Source organism: Shewanella sp. BJSY2023SW001 (genome assembly GCF_047314685.1).
GTDB classification, from domain to species: Bacteria; Pseudomonadota; Gammaproteobacteria; order Enterobacterales; family Shewanellaceae; genus Shewanella; species Shewanella indica.
This window is the reverse complement of record NZ_JBKORF010000017.1, coordinates 1-17,794: the sequence shown is the minus strand read 5'-3', so window position 1 is coordinate 17,794 and position 17,794 is coordinate 1. Positions and strand designations below refer to the sequence as shown.

Sequence of the window (17,794 nt, the reverse complement as noted above, 5' to 3'; positions counted from 1 at the left end):
GATATCTATGGATCAAACTCCGCAGTCGCAACTTAAACTGTTGCTCGCCAAAGGCAAAGAGCAAGGTTACCTAACCTATGCAGAAGTGAATGACCACTTGCCTGCAGATATGGTCGATTCTGACCAGATCGAAGATATTATCCAGATGATAAATGACATGGGTATCCGAGTGTTTGAAGAAGCACCGGATGTCGATGACATTATGATGTCGGAAGACAGCACGGATGAAGATGCCGCCGAAGAAGCCGCAGCAGCTCTGGCCTCAGTCGAGAGCGAGCTGGGCCGCACCACAGACCCAGTGCGTATGTATATGCGTGAAATGGGCACAGTGGAACTGCTGACCCGCGAAGGCGAAATTCAGATCGCCAAGCGTATCGAAGAAGGCATCAACACGGTACAGAGCTCAGTCGCCGAGTACCCACAGGCAATCGCCATGATCCTCGAACAGTTTGATCAGTTCGAGGCCGAAGAGATCCGCCTGTCCGACATTATCTCTGGATTTGTCAATCCCGATGAAGACAATGTAGGCCCAAGCGCCACCCATATTGGCTCAGAGTTATCCGATGAAGACCTGGATGATGAAGATGATATGGACGACGATGACGAAGATGACGACAGCGATTCCGAAGATGAAGGCTCAAAAGGCCCGGATCCGGAAGAAGCCCGTGAGCGTTTCGGCCAACTACGTGCCGTCTATGAAAACTCACTGAAGCTCATCGAACTCAAGGGACGCGATCACCCCGAGTCAGTCGCGGCTCTGTTCCACATCGGCGAAATTTTTAAAGAATTCCGTCTGGTGCCCAAGCAGTTTGACCGTCTGGTCAAGAGCATGCGCAGCATGATGGACAAAGTGCGGGTTCAGGAACGCCTGATCCTCAAGCTTTGTGTTGAACAGGCCAAAATGCCGAAGAAGAACTTTGTTAAGCTCTTCACCGGCAACGAAACCGACATCAGCTGGTTCAACGCTGAGATGAACTCCGGCAAGCCATACGCCGAAGGCCTGAAAATGGTCGAGGAAGACGTGCTGCGTTGCCGCGCCAAGCTGGAAGCCATCGAAGCCGAAACGGGTCTGTCTATCGCCTCAATCAAAGACATCAACCGCCGCATGAGCATAGGTGAAGCCAAGGCTCGCCGTGCCAAGAAGGAAATGGTTGAAGCCAACTTACGTCTGGTTATTTCTATCGCCAAGAAATACACCAACCGTGGCCTGCAGTTCCTGGATCTGATCCAGGAAGGCAACATAGGTCTGATGAAGGCAGTAGACAAGTTTGAATACCGTCGTGGCTATAAGTTTTCTACCTATGCTACCTGGTGGATCCGTCAGGCCATTACCCGCTCCATCGCGGACCAGGCCCGTACCATACGTATCCCGGTACACATGATAGAGACTATCAACAAGCTCAACCGTATCTCGCGGCAGATGCTGCAGGAAATGGGACGCGAGCCTTCTCCGGAAGAACTTGCCGAGCGGATGATGATGCCGGAAGACAAGATCCGCAAAGTGCTGAAAATCGCCAAAGAGCCTATCTCCATGGAGACCCCTATCGGGGACGACGAAGATTCGCATCTGGGGGATTTCATCGAGGATACAACCCTCGAGCTGCCACTGGACAGCGCCACCAGCGAAAGCCTCAAGAGCGCCACTCATGAGGTGCTGGCTGGCCTGACAGCCCGTGAAGCCAAGGTTCTCAGAATGCGTTTTGGTATCGACATGAACACTGACCACACCCTGGAAGAAGTGGGCAAGCAATTCGACGTTACCCGTGAACGTATTCGTCAGATTGAGGCCAAGGCACTGCGTAAGCTGCGTCACCCGAGCCGCTCGGAAATCCTCAAGTCCTTCCTGGACGAGTAAACAAGCTTTTGTACAAAAACCCCGCATCGCGGGGTTTTTTATTGCCTTTAAGACTCAAGTCTGATTAACAGATAACCACTTGAAAGCAATAGCATCAATAATGCGCAAAACACGGGTGACAAGCGCAATTAAACTTCGTATACTCTCTCCCGCTTCTGGTGATGACGATTGCCTTAAGCCGGCCCCTTAGCTCAGTTGGTTAGAGCACACGACTCATAATCGTTAGGTCCCCAGTTCGAGTCTGGGAGGGGCCACCATATTTTTCGAAGGCTTAGCTAACTCAATTTAGCTAAGCCTTTGTTGTTTCTGGGTATGTTTATTTTCTATCACTCAGTTGTGCGAACAAGCCCCATGTGTGCTCTGCATTGGCTTACGGGCCTGGATACAAGACGTGGTTCGCAGCAAATAGCCCTAGTCCTTTGCAAGAAGCACAACACAGCAGGCATTTAGAACGAAGATAAATAATCTGGAGGAAGAAGTCAGCGGAATTTCAACTCAGTATGTTGCTCACCAAGGTTTCTCTGTACTGCTGGAATCTGCCCCTGCCACAAATGTCGCTTCACTTAGAGGGACGACTGGATGCTCACATCGAGCTATGACAGGCTGACACAGAATATTGCCCCCTCCACTGCACTTACTGAATACAACAAAGTCATTATTATTAAACCAAATACCAAGCACCCATCGTTTTCAACAATTTCTTACTCGAGTATCACTTTTAATCAACCACAACAACTTCGCCAGTGATTAACTCTTTATTCACTCAGCTACCCTATGTCTCATAAATTTCCGCCTCCATTGTTAAGCTAAGCAAATTACCACCTTTCGCTTCAATATAACCACCATCAAGGTAATAGCAGAACAATTCTGAGTCACGCATTAGATCGATAAAAACTGGATTGCCATTATCAGTTCCGATCGTAATGCAAGATCTGCATTGTTCAATGGTTAAAGGAGAACTACCGGAAACTTCCAATTGAGTTTTGATGAAGGCATAAAGCTGATTAAAGGTGTTGACAGTGTTTTTATCTATCGTGATTTCATCAATAAGCTCACTCTCCGGGAACAAATAGAACTCACTCCCTCTGTAACAGACAGCTTCAGCCGTATCAATACTATTGAGCCATTCCGCATAATAACTTGGCAATATCACAATTACTCCCCTTCAAAAAACAACATCTAAGCAATGCAAACAATTTTAACGAACAAAATAATGACGCATTGCGATTCAAACTTAATGCCATAGCCAGTTCTTAAACATTTAATCTACTCTCCGGCGAAACTTGATCACTTATCAATTCAACAAGAGATTTAGCAACAAATTTGGCCTCGTCCCAGCCTAAATCACCACAATTAGCGATGTAATAGCCAGAAATTTCTCGCTGTTCAATTTTTGCTACGCAAATATTACCATTTCCATCCATACAAATAGGTATTGAGTTAGGCATATATTTCTTTAACTCGTATATATCCTCACCGAGTATTTCTATGATTGAGAAAAATTGCAGCTCTTTAAAACCAAAAAAGATGTCCGCCCCATTACTGTTCTGCCACCAATCATAAAACTCACTTGGTAAGCTCACACCAAAAGCCCCTTCAAGCTCTCTAATCGATTCTCTACTTACTCCCGGTGGTTTGTTTACGTATTCCATATCGTCCTTTATGCGTCACGCCGACAACAGCTAATCGTAGCGAGGTTAAGCCCAGAATGGGCAATACTAATTAGCATATTATTGTGTTTTTTTTACATATTTCATCAATTTCTTCTAGAACCAAGCTTAGAGAAGAGTTTTGTTCATTTTGCTTGAGTCTTTCTGCCAATGCTTTCTGAAGCGTTAGCAGCTCCTCTTTTCTGCAACGCAAATGCCAGATATCAGCCTTTGATGGTGCTCCCATTATTTTTGATTCTAGTAAGTTTGAAAGCTTAAAATTCCGGTGCAGGATCAGTGCGCCTATTTGTGAAATACTGAAATCTACCATTTGGTCTCTTTAACAAAAATCAAGCTATCCATTATAGAATGACAAATTAATCTTCTTTCTGTCTGCATCCAAGCAGCGCTATATGGTTTAAGCTCTTTGAAATCGAAAGAGAGCCTTGAGTTGTAGAGCTTTGATGAAATCGAACTTATTTCAGTCGTGCTAACCTCTACCTAGGATTCATTGTCCACGTCTTTAAGCTTGGGTTTACTTGTTTTTTCCTTGCTTTTCATCCCGTTTTTTTGAGCTATAAAATACCTCAATGGACTAACCCTCAATTCTGTGATGATCAAAGAGGTAAACCCGAAAGCACTGACTGCAATCAGAAAAACATTCACAAAACTGATGGAAACTAAGGCTCCGTAAAGAGAAATAGAAAATAGAAACGTGTAGATGATACCGAGAGGTAAATCTCTAGTACCAACATCATATTGGCCTTTTGCCCAATCATAGGTAACCGATACCGGGTTGGTTAAGCCTCCTAAACGAATAATTATCGTATTACCTTGAATCTTGATATTGTACCCTTTGCTTTCTAGTTCATTGGCCAGTTCATTCATCAAGAAACTCCTTTTCCCAATTAAGGCATCAAAAAAATCTAGCAACCCACTAAAAGTTTATTTTTCGCTCAAACATTGTTTGGTACTTGAGCATTCTTTGGTCAAAATCTAGTGTTCAACTATTGTTAGATATCCATTTTTCCTTTGAGCTCGGCGAAGACGTGTTAACACCGGGCAGAAGTTGGGCGCTTTAAACGCCGCAAACTCTCCTTTTTCGTATGCGATACCAGTTAACTCTGCTAGTTCAAACAAGACTGCTTCGCTATCAGCAACAAGCTCAGAATACCTCATGACCCAATTCAAACCTACTAACAGCTGTAGGGTAAGCATACGCGGTTTCCAAAGCTATTATCCACTAGGAATACGTATATCATTATGACTTTATTGATGTTTTCAATTTCACCAGCAGATTAACGCGAAAACCGTCGATAACAGGCGCGCTTTTGCGGAGCATTTTGCTGCAAGCATAGCTACCGCACGGATACGAAACTGACTTCGTCCCTGAAGATACCCCAAAACCGCCGAGAGCAGCCCTGGAACTGTGTCAAGACAATATTCCCTATATGGCCTACTACACCAGGAGTTATAATCGCTTGCCATTAAGAGAAAAAGCCTAAAATAAGCGGTTGAATTGTATCTACAATAACCAGATTGGGTGAGCGAAACAATCGCCAATCGGAAGAAATTAAGTAAAAGCGAAAAAAGGGAAAAGCACAACAAACAGGTCTGTCTGCCGACCCAGAGCACATAAGGGACTTGGTCGCACCTTCCTTAGCCTAGGACACCTAAATGATTGGCTATTTGGGATAGTTAGTTGCTCTCTTTTGCGATTCAACTCATGCTTGTTTAGCTTTAGCAATCAGGAATGTGAAGCGGATTACAGCAGTTTGCAGCAAAACACTCTAGGGTAAGTTAACCCTAACAACGAGAGGCAAGCTCTCGGCTTTAAACAGGAATCTCAGATGTCTGATACAGATAAGGCGTTTTTTCAGCGTGCCAGTGAACTCATCGAGTTGGCTAACAAACAGAACCAGAATACTGAAGTCCAGACCGGTGAAGTCAGTGCCTCTTTCATGTATGCCCTGGCTCGTTACAATGCCTGGTTCGGCTCTACCGGTTTTGCCACCAAGGAGCAGATGCAGTCGAAGAAGCAAGAGATGATGGATTACTATATGGAGCGCTACAAGGAGATGCTCGAAGGCTCGATGGACGACTATATCGAGAATTTCGACCACTACCGCGCAACGCAGAAGTAAAGCCGCCATAGTCTTTCAAAATGCCCGGCCAGATGCCGGGCGTTTTATTTTGGAAAAATGGGTTAACTCATGTTTAAAGCCCTTCCCTGGCCTATCGATTTTACCAGCCTCGGATTAGCCCCTAACTCAGATAATCAGTAGCCGCTGATATCTGGGCTCATGTCTAAGCTATTTTCCAGACAATTGCTTGAGTTAATACTTAAGCTTTTATGCCGCTTTGTGGTCTTGCTCCTAAACTGAGTCTTAAAAGAGTGACCCGCTGTCTCGACCCTGAAAGGCTTGAGGCTTATGCTATGACACCTGTTTTGATAGTTAGACAGGTTTTGGCGCAACAGATATCCGGATTAAAACGCGATATGAAACTCTGCTCACGCTACAACCTAAGGAGACACTTGTGACACCCGCAATCGATCTCGCCACCAAGGCGGGGATCTCTTTTACCGTTCACGAATATCACCATGACAAGAATGCCCCTTCCTACGGCGAAGAGGCCGCCAGTGCGCTTGGACTGGATCCCAACAGGGTATTCAAGACTCTACTGGTCAGCAGCGATGAAAAGTCACCGCCACTGGCGGTGGCCCTGGTGCCGGTGAATCATCAACTTAGCTTGAAATGCGTTGCCAAGGCGATTAAAGCCAAGAAGTTGGTGATGGCCAATCCGCAATTGGCGCAGCGTTCATCCGGCTATCTGGTGGGTGGCATCAGCCCTCTGGGGCAGAAAAAGCAGTTACCCACAGTGATAGACGCCAGCGCCCGGGAGTTTGACAGCATCTATGTCAGCGCCGGTCGCCGTGGGCTGGAGATCTGTCTTGCCGCAGAGGACTTGGCCAAGCTCTGCCGCGGCAGTTTTGCGGCGATCAAGAGCTGAATCGTAAGCGGCCAAAGCAAAAGCCCCGCAACTGCGGGGCTTTGTTATATGTGGCTCTGAATACCTTTTACAAGAAGTAAACACTAACTTCTGGCGGTGTAATCACCAACACCCAACCACTTGTAGGTGGTCAGTGCTTCCAGCCCCATGGGGCCTCTGGCATGCAGTTTCTGAGTACTGACAGCCACCTCGGCGCCCAGGCCAAACTGGCCGCCATCGGTGAAACGGGTGCTGGCATTGAGATAAACCGCCGCCGAATTCACCTGGTTCATAAACTCGGTAGCGGCGATGATATCATCCGTGAGGATAGCCTCAGAGTGACCGCTGGAATAGCGGCGAATATGGCCTATGGCCTGCTGGATATCATCGACCACCCGGATCCCCAGATTGAGGGATAACCACTCGGTAGCAAAGCTATCCTCACTGGCGGCGGCCACTTGCTCAGCCCCAAGAATCGCTACAGTCTCAGGGCAGCCTACCAGCTTAACTCCGACATCGACTAAGGCCTTGGCCACCTTGGGCAATGCCTCCTTGGCTATCTGCTTGTGCACCAACAGAGTATCCAGGGCGTTACATACGGTTGGCCGCTGCACCTTGGCATTGAGGATGACAGGAATGCCCTTCTCCAGATCGGCCGCCTTATCCAGATAGAGATGGCAGATGCCGATACCGCCGAGAATAACCGGGATAGTTGCCTGCTCGGCGCAGAGCCGCTGCAGCTTGTCGCCGCCGCGGGGCACTATCATATCCACATATTGATCCAGCTTGAGCAGGCCGGTAACCAGGGTACGATCCGGGTTATCTATAAGCTGCACCGCATCTTCCGGCAAGCCACTGGCTTTAACGCCCTGGCGAATCGCCTTGGCCAGCGCCAGGTTGGATTTCAGGGTTTCCTTGCCGCCACGGAGGATCACCGCATTACCGGTTTTAAGGGCCAGCACGGCGATATCCACAGTCACATTGGGCCTGGCCTCATAGATAACGCCTATCACCCCCAGTGGCACGGCGCGGCGACACAGGCGCAAGCCGTTATCCAACACCCGGCTGTCATACTCGCGGCCAATGGGGTCGGCAAGGGCAATCACATTGTCGATATCGGCTATCACTCCGGCCAAGCGCGACTTATCCAGCAGCAGTCTGTCTATCATGGCCGCGTTGAGACCGGCCTCTTTGGCCGCGGCGACATCCTGCTCATTGGCCGCGAGAATAGCCGCTTCATCGGCCTTGAGAGCGGCAACGATATTGTGCAGCAATTGCTGCTTGGCGGTGCCGGAAAGATTGGCCAGGGCAAAGCTGGCTTCCTTGGCCTTTTGCCCCAGTTGTTGCAGATATTCAGCTGTCATAAAACCACCATGTCGTTGCGGTGCACTATTGCATCACCATAGTCATAGCCGAGCAAGGATTCAATGTTATCTGAATGCTGGCCCGCGATACGTTTGAGGGCCACGGCGCTGTAGCGACAGATCCCCCGCGCCAGTTTACGGCCCTTGGGATCCAATAGTTGCACCGTGGCGCCACGTTCAAACTCGCCCTCGACAGCAATAATCCCCTTGGACAGCAGACTGCGGCCCTTTTCGGTTACCGCCCGCACCGCGCCTTCATCCAAAGTCAGTTTCCCCTTGGCCTTGGGTCCGGCAAGGATCCACTGTTTGCGGCTCTCCAGCGGGGTTTCGATGGCGCAGAAGTGAGTCCCCACTGACTCGCCGGCAACGATTTTTTCTATGGCGTCCGGATGATGGCCCGAGGCGATAACCACCTCGATACCGGCGCGGCGAGCTATGTCGGCCGCCTCCAGCTTGGTAGCCATGCCGCCGGTACCCAAACCGGAAACCGAGCCGCCGGCCAGTTGCCGCAGGCTGTCATCGATATTGACCACTTCGCTGATCAGATGAGCATTGGGATTATGGCGCGGATCGGCATCGAACAAGCCTTTTTGGTCTGTCAGCAGGATCAGCAAGTCGGCATCGCACAAAAGCGCTGCGCGGGCAGACAGGTTGTCGTTGTCCCCTACCTTGATCTCATTGGTGGCAACGGCGTCGTTTTCATTGATGATGGGGATAATATTCTGTTTCAGCAGCGCATTCAGGGTATCTCTGGCGTTGAGATAGCGCTCGCGATCGTGCAGATCCGCCCGGGTCAGCAGCAACTGCCCCACGTGCAGACCATAAATACTGAACAACTGAGCCCAGGCCAGAATCAACTGGCTCTGGCCCACGGCCGCGAGCAACTGTTTGTTGGCCATGGTATCCGGCAACTCCGGATACATCAGGTGCTCGCGCCCGGCGGCAATGGCGCCGGAAGTACACAAAACCACTTCGATACCGGCGCGCATTAAGGTCGCCATCTGCCTGGCCAGCTCGACCATATGGGCCTTGTCCAGGCGCTTGCTGCCGGAGGTAAGCACACTGGTACCCAGTTTTACCACTACCCGGTGGTAGCGTGTGTCACTCAAGTTCATCACTTGTATTTACTTAAAAAAGTCGGGGATAAATCTTATACCCAATCCGTCGCCGGATTCCTAGCGGCAGTCGGCATTCAAGCGGACAAAATCGTTATTTATTGCGATATCTCATACAAAAAGGGCCATACCAAGTATGACCCTTAATAAATGCAGTTTATAAAGCAGATGCTCGCGCTTTAGCCTTAACCGCCGTAGGCAAACTTGAGAATAAACAGCAGCGCCAGTGCCACCACCCCGGCATTGAGATCGCGAAAACGGCCGCAGAGAAGTTTAATCGCCGCAAAGGCGATAAAGCCAAAGGCGATCCCCGTGGCTATTGAGAAGGTCAATGGCATCAGCAGGCAGACCACCACCACAGGGGCGGCTTCGGTCAAATCTTCCCACTCCACATGCACCAGGCCAGACATCATCAGAATCGCCACATAAAAGAGGGTGCCCGCGGTTGCATAAGCAGGCACCATACCGGCCAGCGGCGAGATAAAGAGTGAAGCCAAAAACAGCAGCCCGACCACGACGGCGGTCAAGCCGGTACGGCCACCGGCGCTGACGCCTGAGGTACTCTCGACATAACTTGTGGTGGTCGAAGTACCCAGCATGGCCCCGGCAATAGTGGCAGCGCTGTCGGCGGTCAGGGCGCGATTGAGTCTTGGCAGGCGCCCCTTATCATCCAGGAAACCACCACGCTGCGCCACGGCCACCAAGGTGCCAGAGGTATCGAACAAATCCACAAATAAAAAGGCGAGCACTACGGAAATCATGCTGATCTCCAGCATGCCGGAGAGATCCATCTTCATAAAGGTAGGCGCAATGGAGGGCGGCATGGATACCAGGCCACTATATTGCACATCACCAAAGGCCAGCCCTAGCAGAGTGATGGCCAGAATGCTGAGGATCACCGCCGCCTTATATCCACGCTGAACAAAAGCGATAATCAAGAAGAACCCCAATACCGACATCAGTGCCGGAAATGCGGTGATATCCCCCATACTTACCAGAGTCGCCGGATTGGCAACCACAATACCGGCACTCTTGAGGCCAATGAGCGCCAAAAACAAGCCGATACCTGCGGCAATACCGAGGCGCAGCGACATAGGAATAGAGTTGACCACCCATTCCCGAATTCGTACCAGGGAGAGGATCATAAAGCAGATCCCGGAGAGGAATACGGCGCCAAGCGCGGTTTCCCAGCTGTAACCCATTTCACCCACAACTGTATAGGTAAAAAAGGCGTTGAGACCCATTCCCGGCGCCAGGGCGATGGGATAGTTGGCCAAAAGTCCCATGACCAGACAACCTATCGCCGCCGCGATACAGGTCGCCACAAAGACTGCGCCCTGATCCATACCGGCATCAGCCAGCATTGAGGGGTTAACGAAGATGATGTAAGCCATGGTCAGAAAGGTGGTTAGACCCGCCACAGCTTCCTGCTTCAGAGAGGTTTTGTTTTGTTTTAACTTGAACAGTTTTTCCAACATGGAACCAGGTTCCTTGAATTTGAGTGTAGGGAGGTTTGTGACACTTCTTTAACGAGGTCATCGGCGGCAGATTATAGGGAGTTTGCGCTGATCAGACCAGCACCAGAGTACTTAGTCGGCCTGTGGTATCCATTAATTGCCCACCAGCTCACAATTTATTCACATTTTGCTGCGAACAAAAAAAAGCCTGCTCAAAGAGCAGGCCAAGACATGTATCAAGCACCCAAAAGGGAAAGAGTCTACCGCGCTAGCGGGTAACACCTGGCAACAGAAGCAAAACCTCTATTGCAACTTGAGTCTAAATACACCACAAAGTGGTGAACAAAGGTTGATGGATGATGGAACTACTTAAAGGGGTAGTCAGCCCTTAAAACTCATGGCGAACATGCCGCCGCGCAAAACCTGACAATCAAACCAGGTGTTGCTCCAATAAACTAGGTTGTTTTTGCCTGTGTAAGACATAGCCGATACTCCTAACAAAGTTGTGAAATAAATACTCTAGTGAAGCTTGGCTCGGTTCCCTGGAACTAGAGGTTCTCATATCCGTGGAGACAACTTGTCACTCATTTCCCTGGAGATAGTTATCCATCCTGGATTGACTAGAGGTGGAAGGCGCTTGCCTAACCAACGAGAGCTATTATAGCCATTTGTAATTTTATTACAAGTATCAAGGCTGAAAATTTAAAACACGCCTAAAAATGTAAGCCAATTACATAAACGTTACACAAGATTTACCCATGGCACTTAATGATACACTTCGAAACACAATGAAGAAAAAATACTACCACTTGATTTTAAAGAAATAATAGCAAAACAAACCAAACCAACTTCATTCAGATTAAGTAAAATCTAACGCTGTAATTGACTGTCAGTCAGCGCCCAAATGTTAGTCTCCCAACGGAGGTAAAAGCGTGATCTCAAAGAGGTAAGACCAGTTAAGGTGAATTAGATCACCCGGTTACAGGATTGGCTAAAAATCCGTCTGAAAGTTTTCTGTTGTTTTCAGGGTTCGTAGTGGATGACGATTCAAACAGCTTCAAATCAGCTCTGACCCAACCGCTTGCAGTGGAGAACTTAGACAAGATAGCGCCTAGCAAATGTCGGGGCTAGGTAATGCCAATATAGCGGTCGCCAAATGAACAAAAGCCAACGGACAGAGTACAGGGATAACCCGGCCGACGACATCGACCGGGAGGCGTTGAGGGCTTACTCAGTCATATAGGCAAACAACCCAAGCAGCGGCGCCGCCGTAGGTTTGCCATAGAGGGGGTCACCTTCTGTGGCACTGCCGGCAATATCCAGATGACTATAGGCCATAGGCTGAGCGTCTTTTACCCCGTGTTGTGCCAATCCGGAAGCCTTTAGCAGGAAGGCCGCCGGATACTGGTGCCCTCTGGCGGTAACCGATGAGGGCGCATTATTGGAAGAAAGTAGCTCTGAGGCACCGGAAACATCACGCACCTTGGCAAAATCTTCCTTACGCAAACGGGACAGCTCCAGCCCCTCACCGTAACGCTCGGCGCTGGCTTGCAACCGCTTGGGCAATGCCTGTTGCTCGGCAACGGCGTTGGCTACTATCGCGCTGTAAGATCCATAGGCTCGCACCACATGGCCGGTCAGGGTTGCCACAGAGAACAGCTCGGGCGCCGCACTGCCCTGCGCCTTTAAACGCAGATGGGACAGCAAGTCGGCCAGCACCAAGCGCCCTTCGGCATCGGTATTACCGATCCTGACCCTGACACCCGAATGGGCTGTGATGATTTCGTCCGTGACAAAGGCTTCGCTGCCTATGCTGTTGCGTACCAGCCCCAGTTCGGCCACCACGCGAATGCCTTTGGGCTTGAGTAATGACAAGGTCTTCATCAAACCGGCCACGGCAGCCGCGCCGCCCTTGTCACGGCTCATACCGGCCATGGCGCCGCCCACTTTAAGATCGGCGCCGCCTGTGTCATACACCACACCCTTACCGGCAAAGAAATAACTGTGCTGGATGTCACCTTCGCCGCGGTACTCCAATTTAACGACTCTGGGCTGATGTCTGGCCACGGCAAAAGAGGCTCGCGCCACGGCACTCAGCAAGGGATAGTCCCGCTCCAGAATGTCTCTGTCTTCCACGACCTGCAGCGACAGCCCTGAATCTTTGAAGGCATTGAGGCAGTAATCAGCAAAGGCAGGGGCGCCCATGCGCTCGGGCTCAGTGCCGCAAAGATCTCTGGCAAGGTTGCGGCCGGCTTCAATGGCATTGAGCATGTCGGCATCGGCGCCGTTCAGCACCCCTATAGCTTCTATGCTGTCAAGGGTGGTGCCCGCTTCCCGGGCTTCCAATGGTTGCCATAGTTCCTGCGCCATTGCCAACGCCGCAACCAGATCGGCCTTGGCGTATTCATCGCCCAAGGATACAGGCTTATCGACCCACAGCAGCGGCCTTTTAGCTCCTGCGTCTCGGGCGATGGCGATACCTGCCCTGGCAGCATTGGCAAAGGCGCGCACATCGTCATAATCGCCAAGCGGCGCGACCGGGGCGATAATCAAGCGGCCACCGGCAAGCCCGGGTGCAAACAACAGGGTCGGGCTCTTGCCCACCCGTTTGTCGACTTGAGCTCCGTGGGAGGCCAGTATCACCACCTCTTCGATTGGACACGCCGTCACATCGGCGCTGACCACCAGCAATGCATCCCAGCCTGCCTCACTGAAAATTGCATCCTGGTCAGTAACATCAATAAATTCAACCATGACCCATCCTAATTATTTTTTATTGGCGCCCAGCATTATTCCCTTTCCGGCGCCGGATTACCATTATCTGGCTGGCAAGTTTCGCTGCCACAAATAAACAATTGTCCCAACTGGGTTCTGCGCCCTTACGCCGCTGTGTGATAGACTGGTGACAACTCGCGCTTGGCCCGTTCCAAGCCCGCCAACCAGACGAAAAGATCAGGAGTTTGCTGTGTCCAGTCTCAGCCAATTGCAACCTCAGCCGCTATGGCAGTGGTTTGAACAAATCTGTGCCATTCCTCACCCATCCAAGCATGAAGCCGCGCTCAGCCAGTATATTCAGAGCTGGGCCAAAGACCGTCAGCTTGAAGTTATCGAAGATAAAGTCGGTAACCTGATTATTCGCAAAGATGCCACTCCCGGGATGGAAAACCGCAAACCCGTGGTGATCCAGGCCCATATAGATATGGTGCCGCAGAAAAATGCCGATAAAGAGCATGACTTCGTCAAAGATCCGATCCAGCCCTGGATTGATGGCGACTGGGTCAAGGCCCAGGGCACGACTCTGGGTGCCGATAACGGCATAGGCATGGCATCGGCGCTGGCCATTCTCGGCAGTGACGATATTCCCCACGGGCCGCTGGAAGTGCTGCTGACCATAGATGAAGAAGCGGGTATGACAGGAGCCTTTGGCCTGGAAGCCGGTATGCTTCGCGGTGAAATCCTGATCAACACAGATTCAGAGCAGGAAGGCGAAATCTACATGGGCTGCGCCGGTGGCGTGGATGCCGAGATCGCCCTGCCAATGGTCTGGGAAGCCACAGGCGAGGGTTTCCAGGCATTCAACCTGACGCTCTCCGGACTCAAGGGTGGCCACTCGGGAGTAAATATTCACCTGGGACGCGGTAATGCCAACAAGCTGCTGGCCCGTTTCCTGTTTGAACACAGCGAAAGCCTGCAGCTGGAACTGGCCGAATTCAACGGCGGTTCGCTGCGTAACGCCATTCCCCGTGAAGCCAGTGCCACTATTCTGGTACCGGCCGAACAAGCCACAGCGTTGAGCGAAGCCGTCGCGGCTTTCCAGGCGCTGCTTAGAGAAGAGCTGGCGGTTGCCGATCCGGCCGCTTGCCTGACTCTCACCGAAGTGCCGCTGCCTGCCAAGGTGATGAGCGAGCAGAGTCAGAACACTCTTATCGATCTGCTGCATGCCTGCCCCAACGGTGTCATGCGGATGAGTGACGAGATTGAAGGCGTGACCGAGACCTCACTCAACCTCGGGGTGATCAATACCAGCGAACAGGACGTCAAACTCCTGTGCCTGATCCGCTCCTTAATTGACTCTGGTCGCAACCAGGTTGAAGGCATGCTGATCGCCCTGGCCAACCTGGCCGGTGCCGAGATTGATCTTTCCGGCGCCTACCCAGGCTGGAAGCCAGACAGCCAGTCTCCTGTAATGGCGATTGTGCGCGACACCTATCAGGACATCTACCATAAAGAGCCGGTGATCATGGTGATCCATGCCGGTTTGGAATGTGGCCTGTTCAAGGAGCCCTATCCGGCCATGGATATGGTGTCTATCGGCCCCACCATACGCTTCCCCCACAGCCCGGATGAAATGGTGAATATCACCACAGTGGGCCAATACTGGCAGCTGCTGTTGGCGGTACTGGAACGTATTCCCGAAAAGGCCTGATACCTTGATTAAGGCACTTAAGCCTTGAATAGATAGCGCCAAACGACTTGGCGTGGCAGCCAGGCGACAAGTGAGTGGCTCTCCATCAACATGGGCAAACTATGTGATTGGGGTAAGCGAACCTTGCCAACACAAATGCCACTTCAATAAAGGCATAAAAAAAAAGCCGCACCGGAGCACTCCGGGGCGGCTTTTTGATGCGTAGCGCCTAGCGTTTAGGCTATTCCTCCAGCAAGCTACGCAACATCCAGGCAGTCTTTTCGTGGACTTCCAGCCTGCGGGTCAGCAGATCGGCGCTCGGCTGGTCATTGGCCTTGTCGATAACGGGGAACAGATCTCTGGCGGTGCGGGCCGTGGCCTCCTGGGCTTCAACCAGATGTAATATCATCTCATTGGCAGAGGGCACACCTTCCACTTCCTTGATGGATGCCAGGCGAACAAACTCTTTATAAGTCCCGGGCGCCGGATACCCCAGGGCGCGGATCCGCTCGGCAATTTCATCCAGCGCATTCCACTGCTCTGTGTATTGATCCATAAACATCTGATGCAGGCTGTTGAACTGTGGGCCTTTGACGTTCCAATGGAAATTATGGGTCATCAGATACAGGGTATAACTGTCGGCCAGCAGTGCAGAAAGCCCCGCGACAATTTTTTTACGATCTGCATCATTGATGCCTATATCTATAGTGGGTGCCTTGACTTTCTTGGTTGCCATATACACTCCTTTTGCTTGTTGGCGATAGTCGCACTCAATGGCGACTAAAGATAAATAGCTATAACAGGGTGGAGGCTTGCGCCCCCATAAACTGTGATCTACTACACAGTTTGTCCAGTTAGAGCTTCCCAATGGCTATCTAAATGACTGTTTTGATAAAACCACTCACAACCAGGGGCTGAACCAGAAAAAGACAAAATCTTTTGTCCATTCGCTGGATAATATTTAGCCCCCCCAAAACCTTCAGCTTATGTTCATCAAAGGCGACTTATCCTGAAGCCACTGATGGGGAATTGCATCGCAAGGCCTCAGTTAGCTCACTTGCCAGGCAGGTAACCATACCAGCCTAAAGGAGGCAACCATGAACAAGCTGAAAATCTGGCTGCAGCACAGTGTACTTATCCTGTGTCTGTTTGGCCTGCCAACTACGGCGCTGCAGGCCGCCGAATCCGGCAGTGATATCCGGGATCCCGAGCTGATGCAACTGCTCTCCCCTATCGCTCTCTATCCGGACACCTTGTTGACCCATATGCTAATCGCCTCAACCTATCCACTGGAACTGGTGCAGGCACAGCGCTGGCGCAAACAGCGCAGCCATTGGAGCAATGAACGCCTGATGGCCGAAGCCGAGAACCAGGATTGGGATCCCAGTGTGATGGCGCTTATCGCCTTTCCGGAAGTGTTGAACAAGATGAGCACAGATCTGGACTGGACCGCCCGTTTGGGCGAAGCCTTTATCGCCGATGAAGGCCGGGTGATGGATGGGATTCAAACCCTGAGACAAGCCGCCTGGGATGCCGACTCATTAAATGACCTGGGTAACCTCAACGCCAGACGCGACAAGCGCCAGATAGTGATAGCACCGACCCGCACCGAAATTATCTATGTCCCTTACTACGACAGTCGCCGTGTCTATGGCCACTGGCACTGGAGCAGCTATCCGCCTATCTATTGGGACCCTTTCCCCGGATATGTACGCTACCACTCCAGTCCTTTTTACTGGCGCAGTGCCGGGGTCAGCATTTCATTTAACTTCTTCTTCAGCGCCTTTCATTGGCATGACAGAGTGGTCTGGGTCGATTATCGCCACAAACACTATAATCACTACCGGCCGAGACTGGCCTATAGCCAGGGAGCCCAGCGCTGGAGCCATAACCCGCACCACAGACGTGGCGCCCATTATCGCCATCCAGGGCTGCAACAACGCTACAATAAGGCGGTATACAACAAGCCACACAAGCGTTATGAATCCCAGGCACGCAGCTTCAACCACAGCCAAAGGCTGCATCAGGACAGAAACGAGCAACAAAAGCAGTTGCAGCGAGAGTTAAAGCAGCGCAGAGAGCACAATAGCCGTGAATGGCGCGCCGCTGACAAGAGGGAGAAGATGCATAGGGGCGAGCCACAAAAGGTTCGTCAGCTGTCACAGCAGCCGTCATATAGGAGTGCCAATAGCAGTGCCAACGCCGCCGACAAAACGATGCGGGTTAAACATCAGGCCAGAGACAGACAGTTGCAACAGGCCTCAAACCGGCACACTAACACTACTCATAGACAAGCTGAAAAGCGCCGGCAACACTCTGATAAACAACATCAGCCTCAGAGACACTATCAGCCTCATAGTCAATCGAAGGTGCAGCATCAGCAGCGAGCTCAGCCACAGCGCCATCAGGCTGAGCGACGCCAGCCCCGCCGTGCTCAGGAGCACAGACAACGCTCAGTGCATCAACAAAGAGAGCGTTGAACAAAGAGAGTGCTGAAAAAGCTGAGTTGAAAAAGCCGGGTTAAAAGTAGCACTTGCCCTAAAGTGAAAACGAATGAAAAAGACAGGTCCAGCACTGGCCTAATGCCGTTCACTTAGTGTGAACGGCATTTTTCTTAGGCTTAATGGGATACTTGTTTTTACTCATTTTTAACGCACGTGGATAGGCTCTATCGCGTTTCCCATCAAGCTTGAACTGCCTCGCATTACGCACTATGTCCAAGACATCTCTCGGGACATTTCCGGGCGTTTGAGATGACAGCTGAGTCAGTTTAAAAATGATATAACTCGATGCATCTCTAAAGCTTAATTGGTTCGGATGTAACGACGGTAAGCTTTTAGCCATCAACACCATCTTGTATCTGATGAGGTTATAGGCCAACAGTACCCCCCACAATTCTTGGATAACCAGCTCTGGCAATTGACTGCGTAACGTAAAGCGACTCTCCAGAAGATGCTG

At 50.9% G+C, this 17,794-nt stretch carries 14 protein-coding genes, 1 tRNA gene and 1 pseudogene; 6 read left to right on the top strand and 10 right to left on the bottom strand.

The window, feature by feature from the left end; translation table 11 throughout:
• Positions 1-7 precede the first annotated feature (7 nt).
• Entirely contained in the window at positions 8-1,855 is a 1,848-nt protein-coding gene (gene rpoD / locus ACMHXH_RS03660; protein ID WP_101094736.1) for an RNA polymerase sigma factor RpoD, read from the top strand.
• Positions 1,856-2,035: 180 nt separating this feature from the next.
• Positions 2,036-2,112 (top strand) — tRNA-Ile (locus ACMHXH_RS03655).
• 515 nt (positions 2,113-2,627) lie between these two features.
• Here ACMHXH_RS03655 and ACMHXH_RS03650 read toward each other — a convergent pair.
• From ACMHXH_RS03650 to ACMHXH_RS03635, 4 genes are all read right to left on the bottom strand, one after another.
• The gene (locus ACMHXH_RS03650; RefSeq protein ID WP_071476912.1) at positions 2,628-3,008 is read right to left on the bottom strand and encodes a hypothetical protein; all 381 of its coding nucleotides are present in this window, start codon (positions 3,006-3,008) and stop codon (positions 2,628-2,630) included.
• Positions 3,009-3,108: 100 nt separating this feature from the next.
• Positions 3,109-3,507 carry an SMI1/KNR4 family protein gene (locus ACMHXH_RS03645; protein ID WP_039034267.1) on the bottom strand — a complete coding sequence of 133 codons (399 nt, stop codon included), beginning with the start codon at positions 3,505-3,507 and terminating at the stop codon, positions 3,109-3,111.
• A gap of 70 nt (positions 3,508-3,577) precedes the next feature.
• Positions 3,578-3,835, bottom strand: coding sequence for a hypothetical protein (locus ACMHXH_RS03640; protein WP_144361748.1), 258 nt, complete (start codon positions 3,833-3,835; stop codon positions 3,578-3,580).
• A 170-nt stretch (positions 3,836-4,005) separates the two neighbouring features.
• A complete protein-coding gene (locus ACMHXH_RS03635) occupies positions 4,006-4,392 on the bottom strand; it encodes a hypothetical protein (protein ID WP_144361749.1) in 387 nt (128 codons plus the stop codon).
• A gap of 962 nt (positions 4,393-5,354) precedes the next feature.
• On the opposite strand from ACMHXH_RS03635, the gene ACMHXH_RS03630 reads away from it, so the two are divergent.
• Both ACMHXH_RS03630 and ybaK read left to right on the top strand, forming a co-directional pair.
• Positions 5,355-5,648, top strand: a complete 294-nt coding sequence (locus tag ACMHXH_RS03630; RefSeq protein WP_025009906.1) for a DUF3144 domain-containing protein — start codon at positions 5,355-5,357, stop codon at positions 5,646-5,648.
• 394 nt (positions 5,649-6,042) lie between these two features.
• A complete protein-coding gene (ybaK, locus tag ACMHXH_RS03625) occupies positions 6,043-6,516 on the top strand; it encodes a Cys-tRNA(Pro) deacylase (RefSeq protein ID WP_319618910.1) in 474 nt (157 codons plus the stop codon).
• An 83-nt stretch (positions 6,517-6,599) separates the two neighbouring features.
• On the opposite strand, the gene ACMHXH_RS03620 is transcribed toward ybaK, so the two are convergent.
• The 4 genes from ACMHXH_RS03620 to ACMHXH_RS03605 all read right to left on the bottom strand — a co-directional run bounded on the left by ACMHXH_RS03620 (position 6,600) and on the right by ACMHXH_RS03605 (position 13,185).
• Positions 6,600-7,859, bottom strand: coding sequence for a glutamate-5-semialdehyde dehydrogenase (locus tag ACMHXH_RS03620; RefSeq protein ID WP_071475483.1), 1,260 nt, complete (start codon positions 7,857-7,859; stop codon positions 6,600-6,602).
• Complete coding sequence (gene proB, locus ACMHXH_RS03615) at positions 7,856-8,974, bottom strand: glutamate 5-kinase (protein WP_413737634.1); 1,119 nt, start codon at positions 8,972-8,974, stop codon at positions 7,856-7,858. The genes ACMHXH_RS03620 and proB overlap by 4 nt, the downstream gene beginning before the upstream one ends.
• Positions 8,975-9,159: 185 nt before the next feature.
• Entirely contained in the window at positions 9,160-10,452 is a 1,293-nt protein-coding gene (locus tag ACMHXH_RS03610; protein ID WP_335912731.1) for an NCS2 family permease, read from the bottom strand.
• Positions 10,453-11,658: 1,206 nt separating this feature from the next.
• Complete coding sequence (locus ACMHXH_RS03605; protein ID WP_319618911.1) at positions 11,659-13,185, bottom strand: leucyl aminopeptidase family protein; 1,527 nt, start codon at positions 13,183-13,185, stop codon at positions 11,659-11,661.
• 211 nt (positions 13,186-13,396) lie between these two features.
• On the opposite strand from ACMHXH_RS03605, the gene ACMHXH_RS03600 reads away from it, so the two are divergent.
• The gene (locus ACMHXH_RS03600) at positions 13,397-14,857 is read left to right on the top strand and encodes an aminoacyl-histidine dipeptidase (RefSeq protein ID WP_319618912.1); all 1,461 of its coding nucleotides are present in this window, start codon (positions 13,397-13,399) and stop codon (positions 14,855-14,857) included.
• A 220-nt stretch (positions 14,858-15,077) separates the two neighbouring features.
• Here the strand turns inward: ACMHXH_RS03600 and ACMHXH_RS03595 are convergent, their stop codons facing one another.
• Positions 15,078-15,572, bottom strand: a complete 495-nt coding sequence (locus tag ACMHXH_RS03595; RefSeq protein ID WP_039034276.1) for a Dps family protein — start codon at positions 15,570-15,572, stop codon at positions 15,078-15,080.
• Between the two features lie 361 nt (positions 15,573-15,933).
• Between ACMHXH_RS03595 and ACMHXH_RS03590 the strand changes: the two genes are divergently transcribed.
• The gene (locus ACMHXH_RS03590) at positions 15,934-17,316 is read left to right on the top strand and encodes a DUF3300 domain-containing protein (protein ID WP_335912730.1); all 1,383 of its coding nucleotides are present in this window, start codon (positions 15,934-15,936) and stop codon (positions 17,314-17,316) included.
• 109 nt (positions 17,317-17,425) lie between these two features.
• Here ACMHXH_RS03590 and ACMHXH_RS03585 read toward each other — a convergent pair.
• Positions 17,426-17,794 (bottom strand): annotated as a pseudogene (locus ACMHXH_RS03585) (IS4 family transposase); the annotation flags it as partial.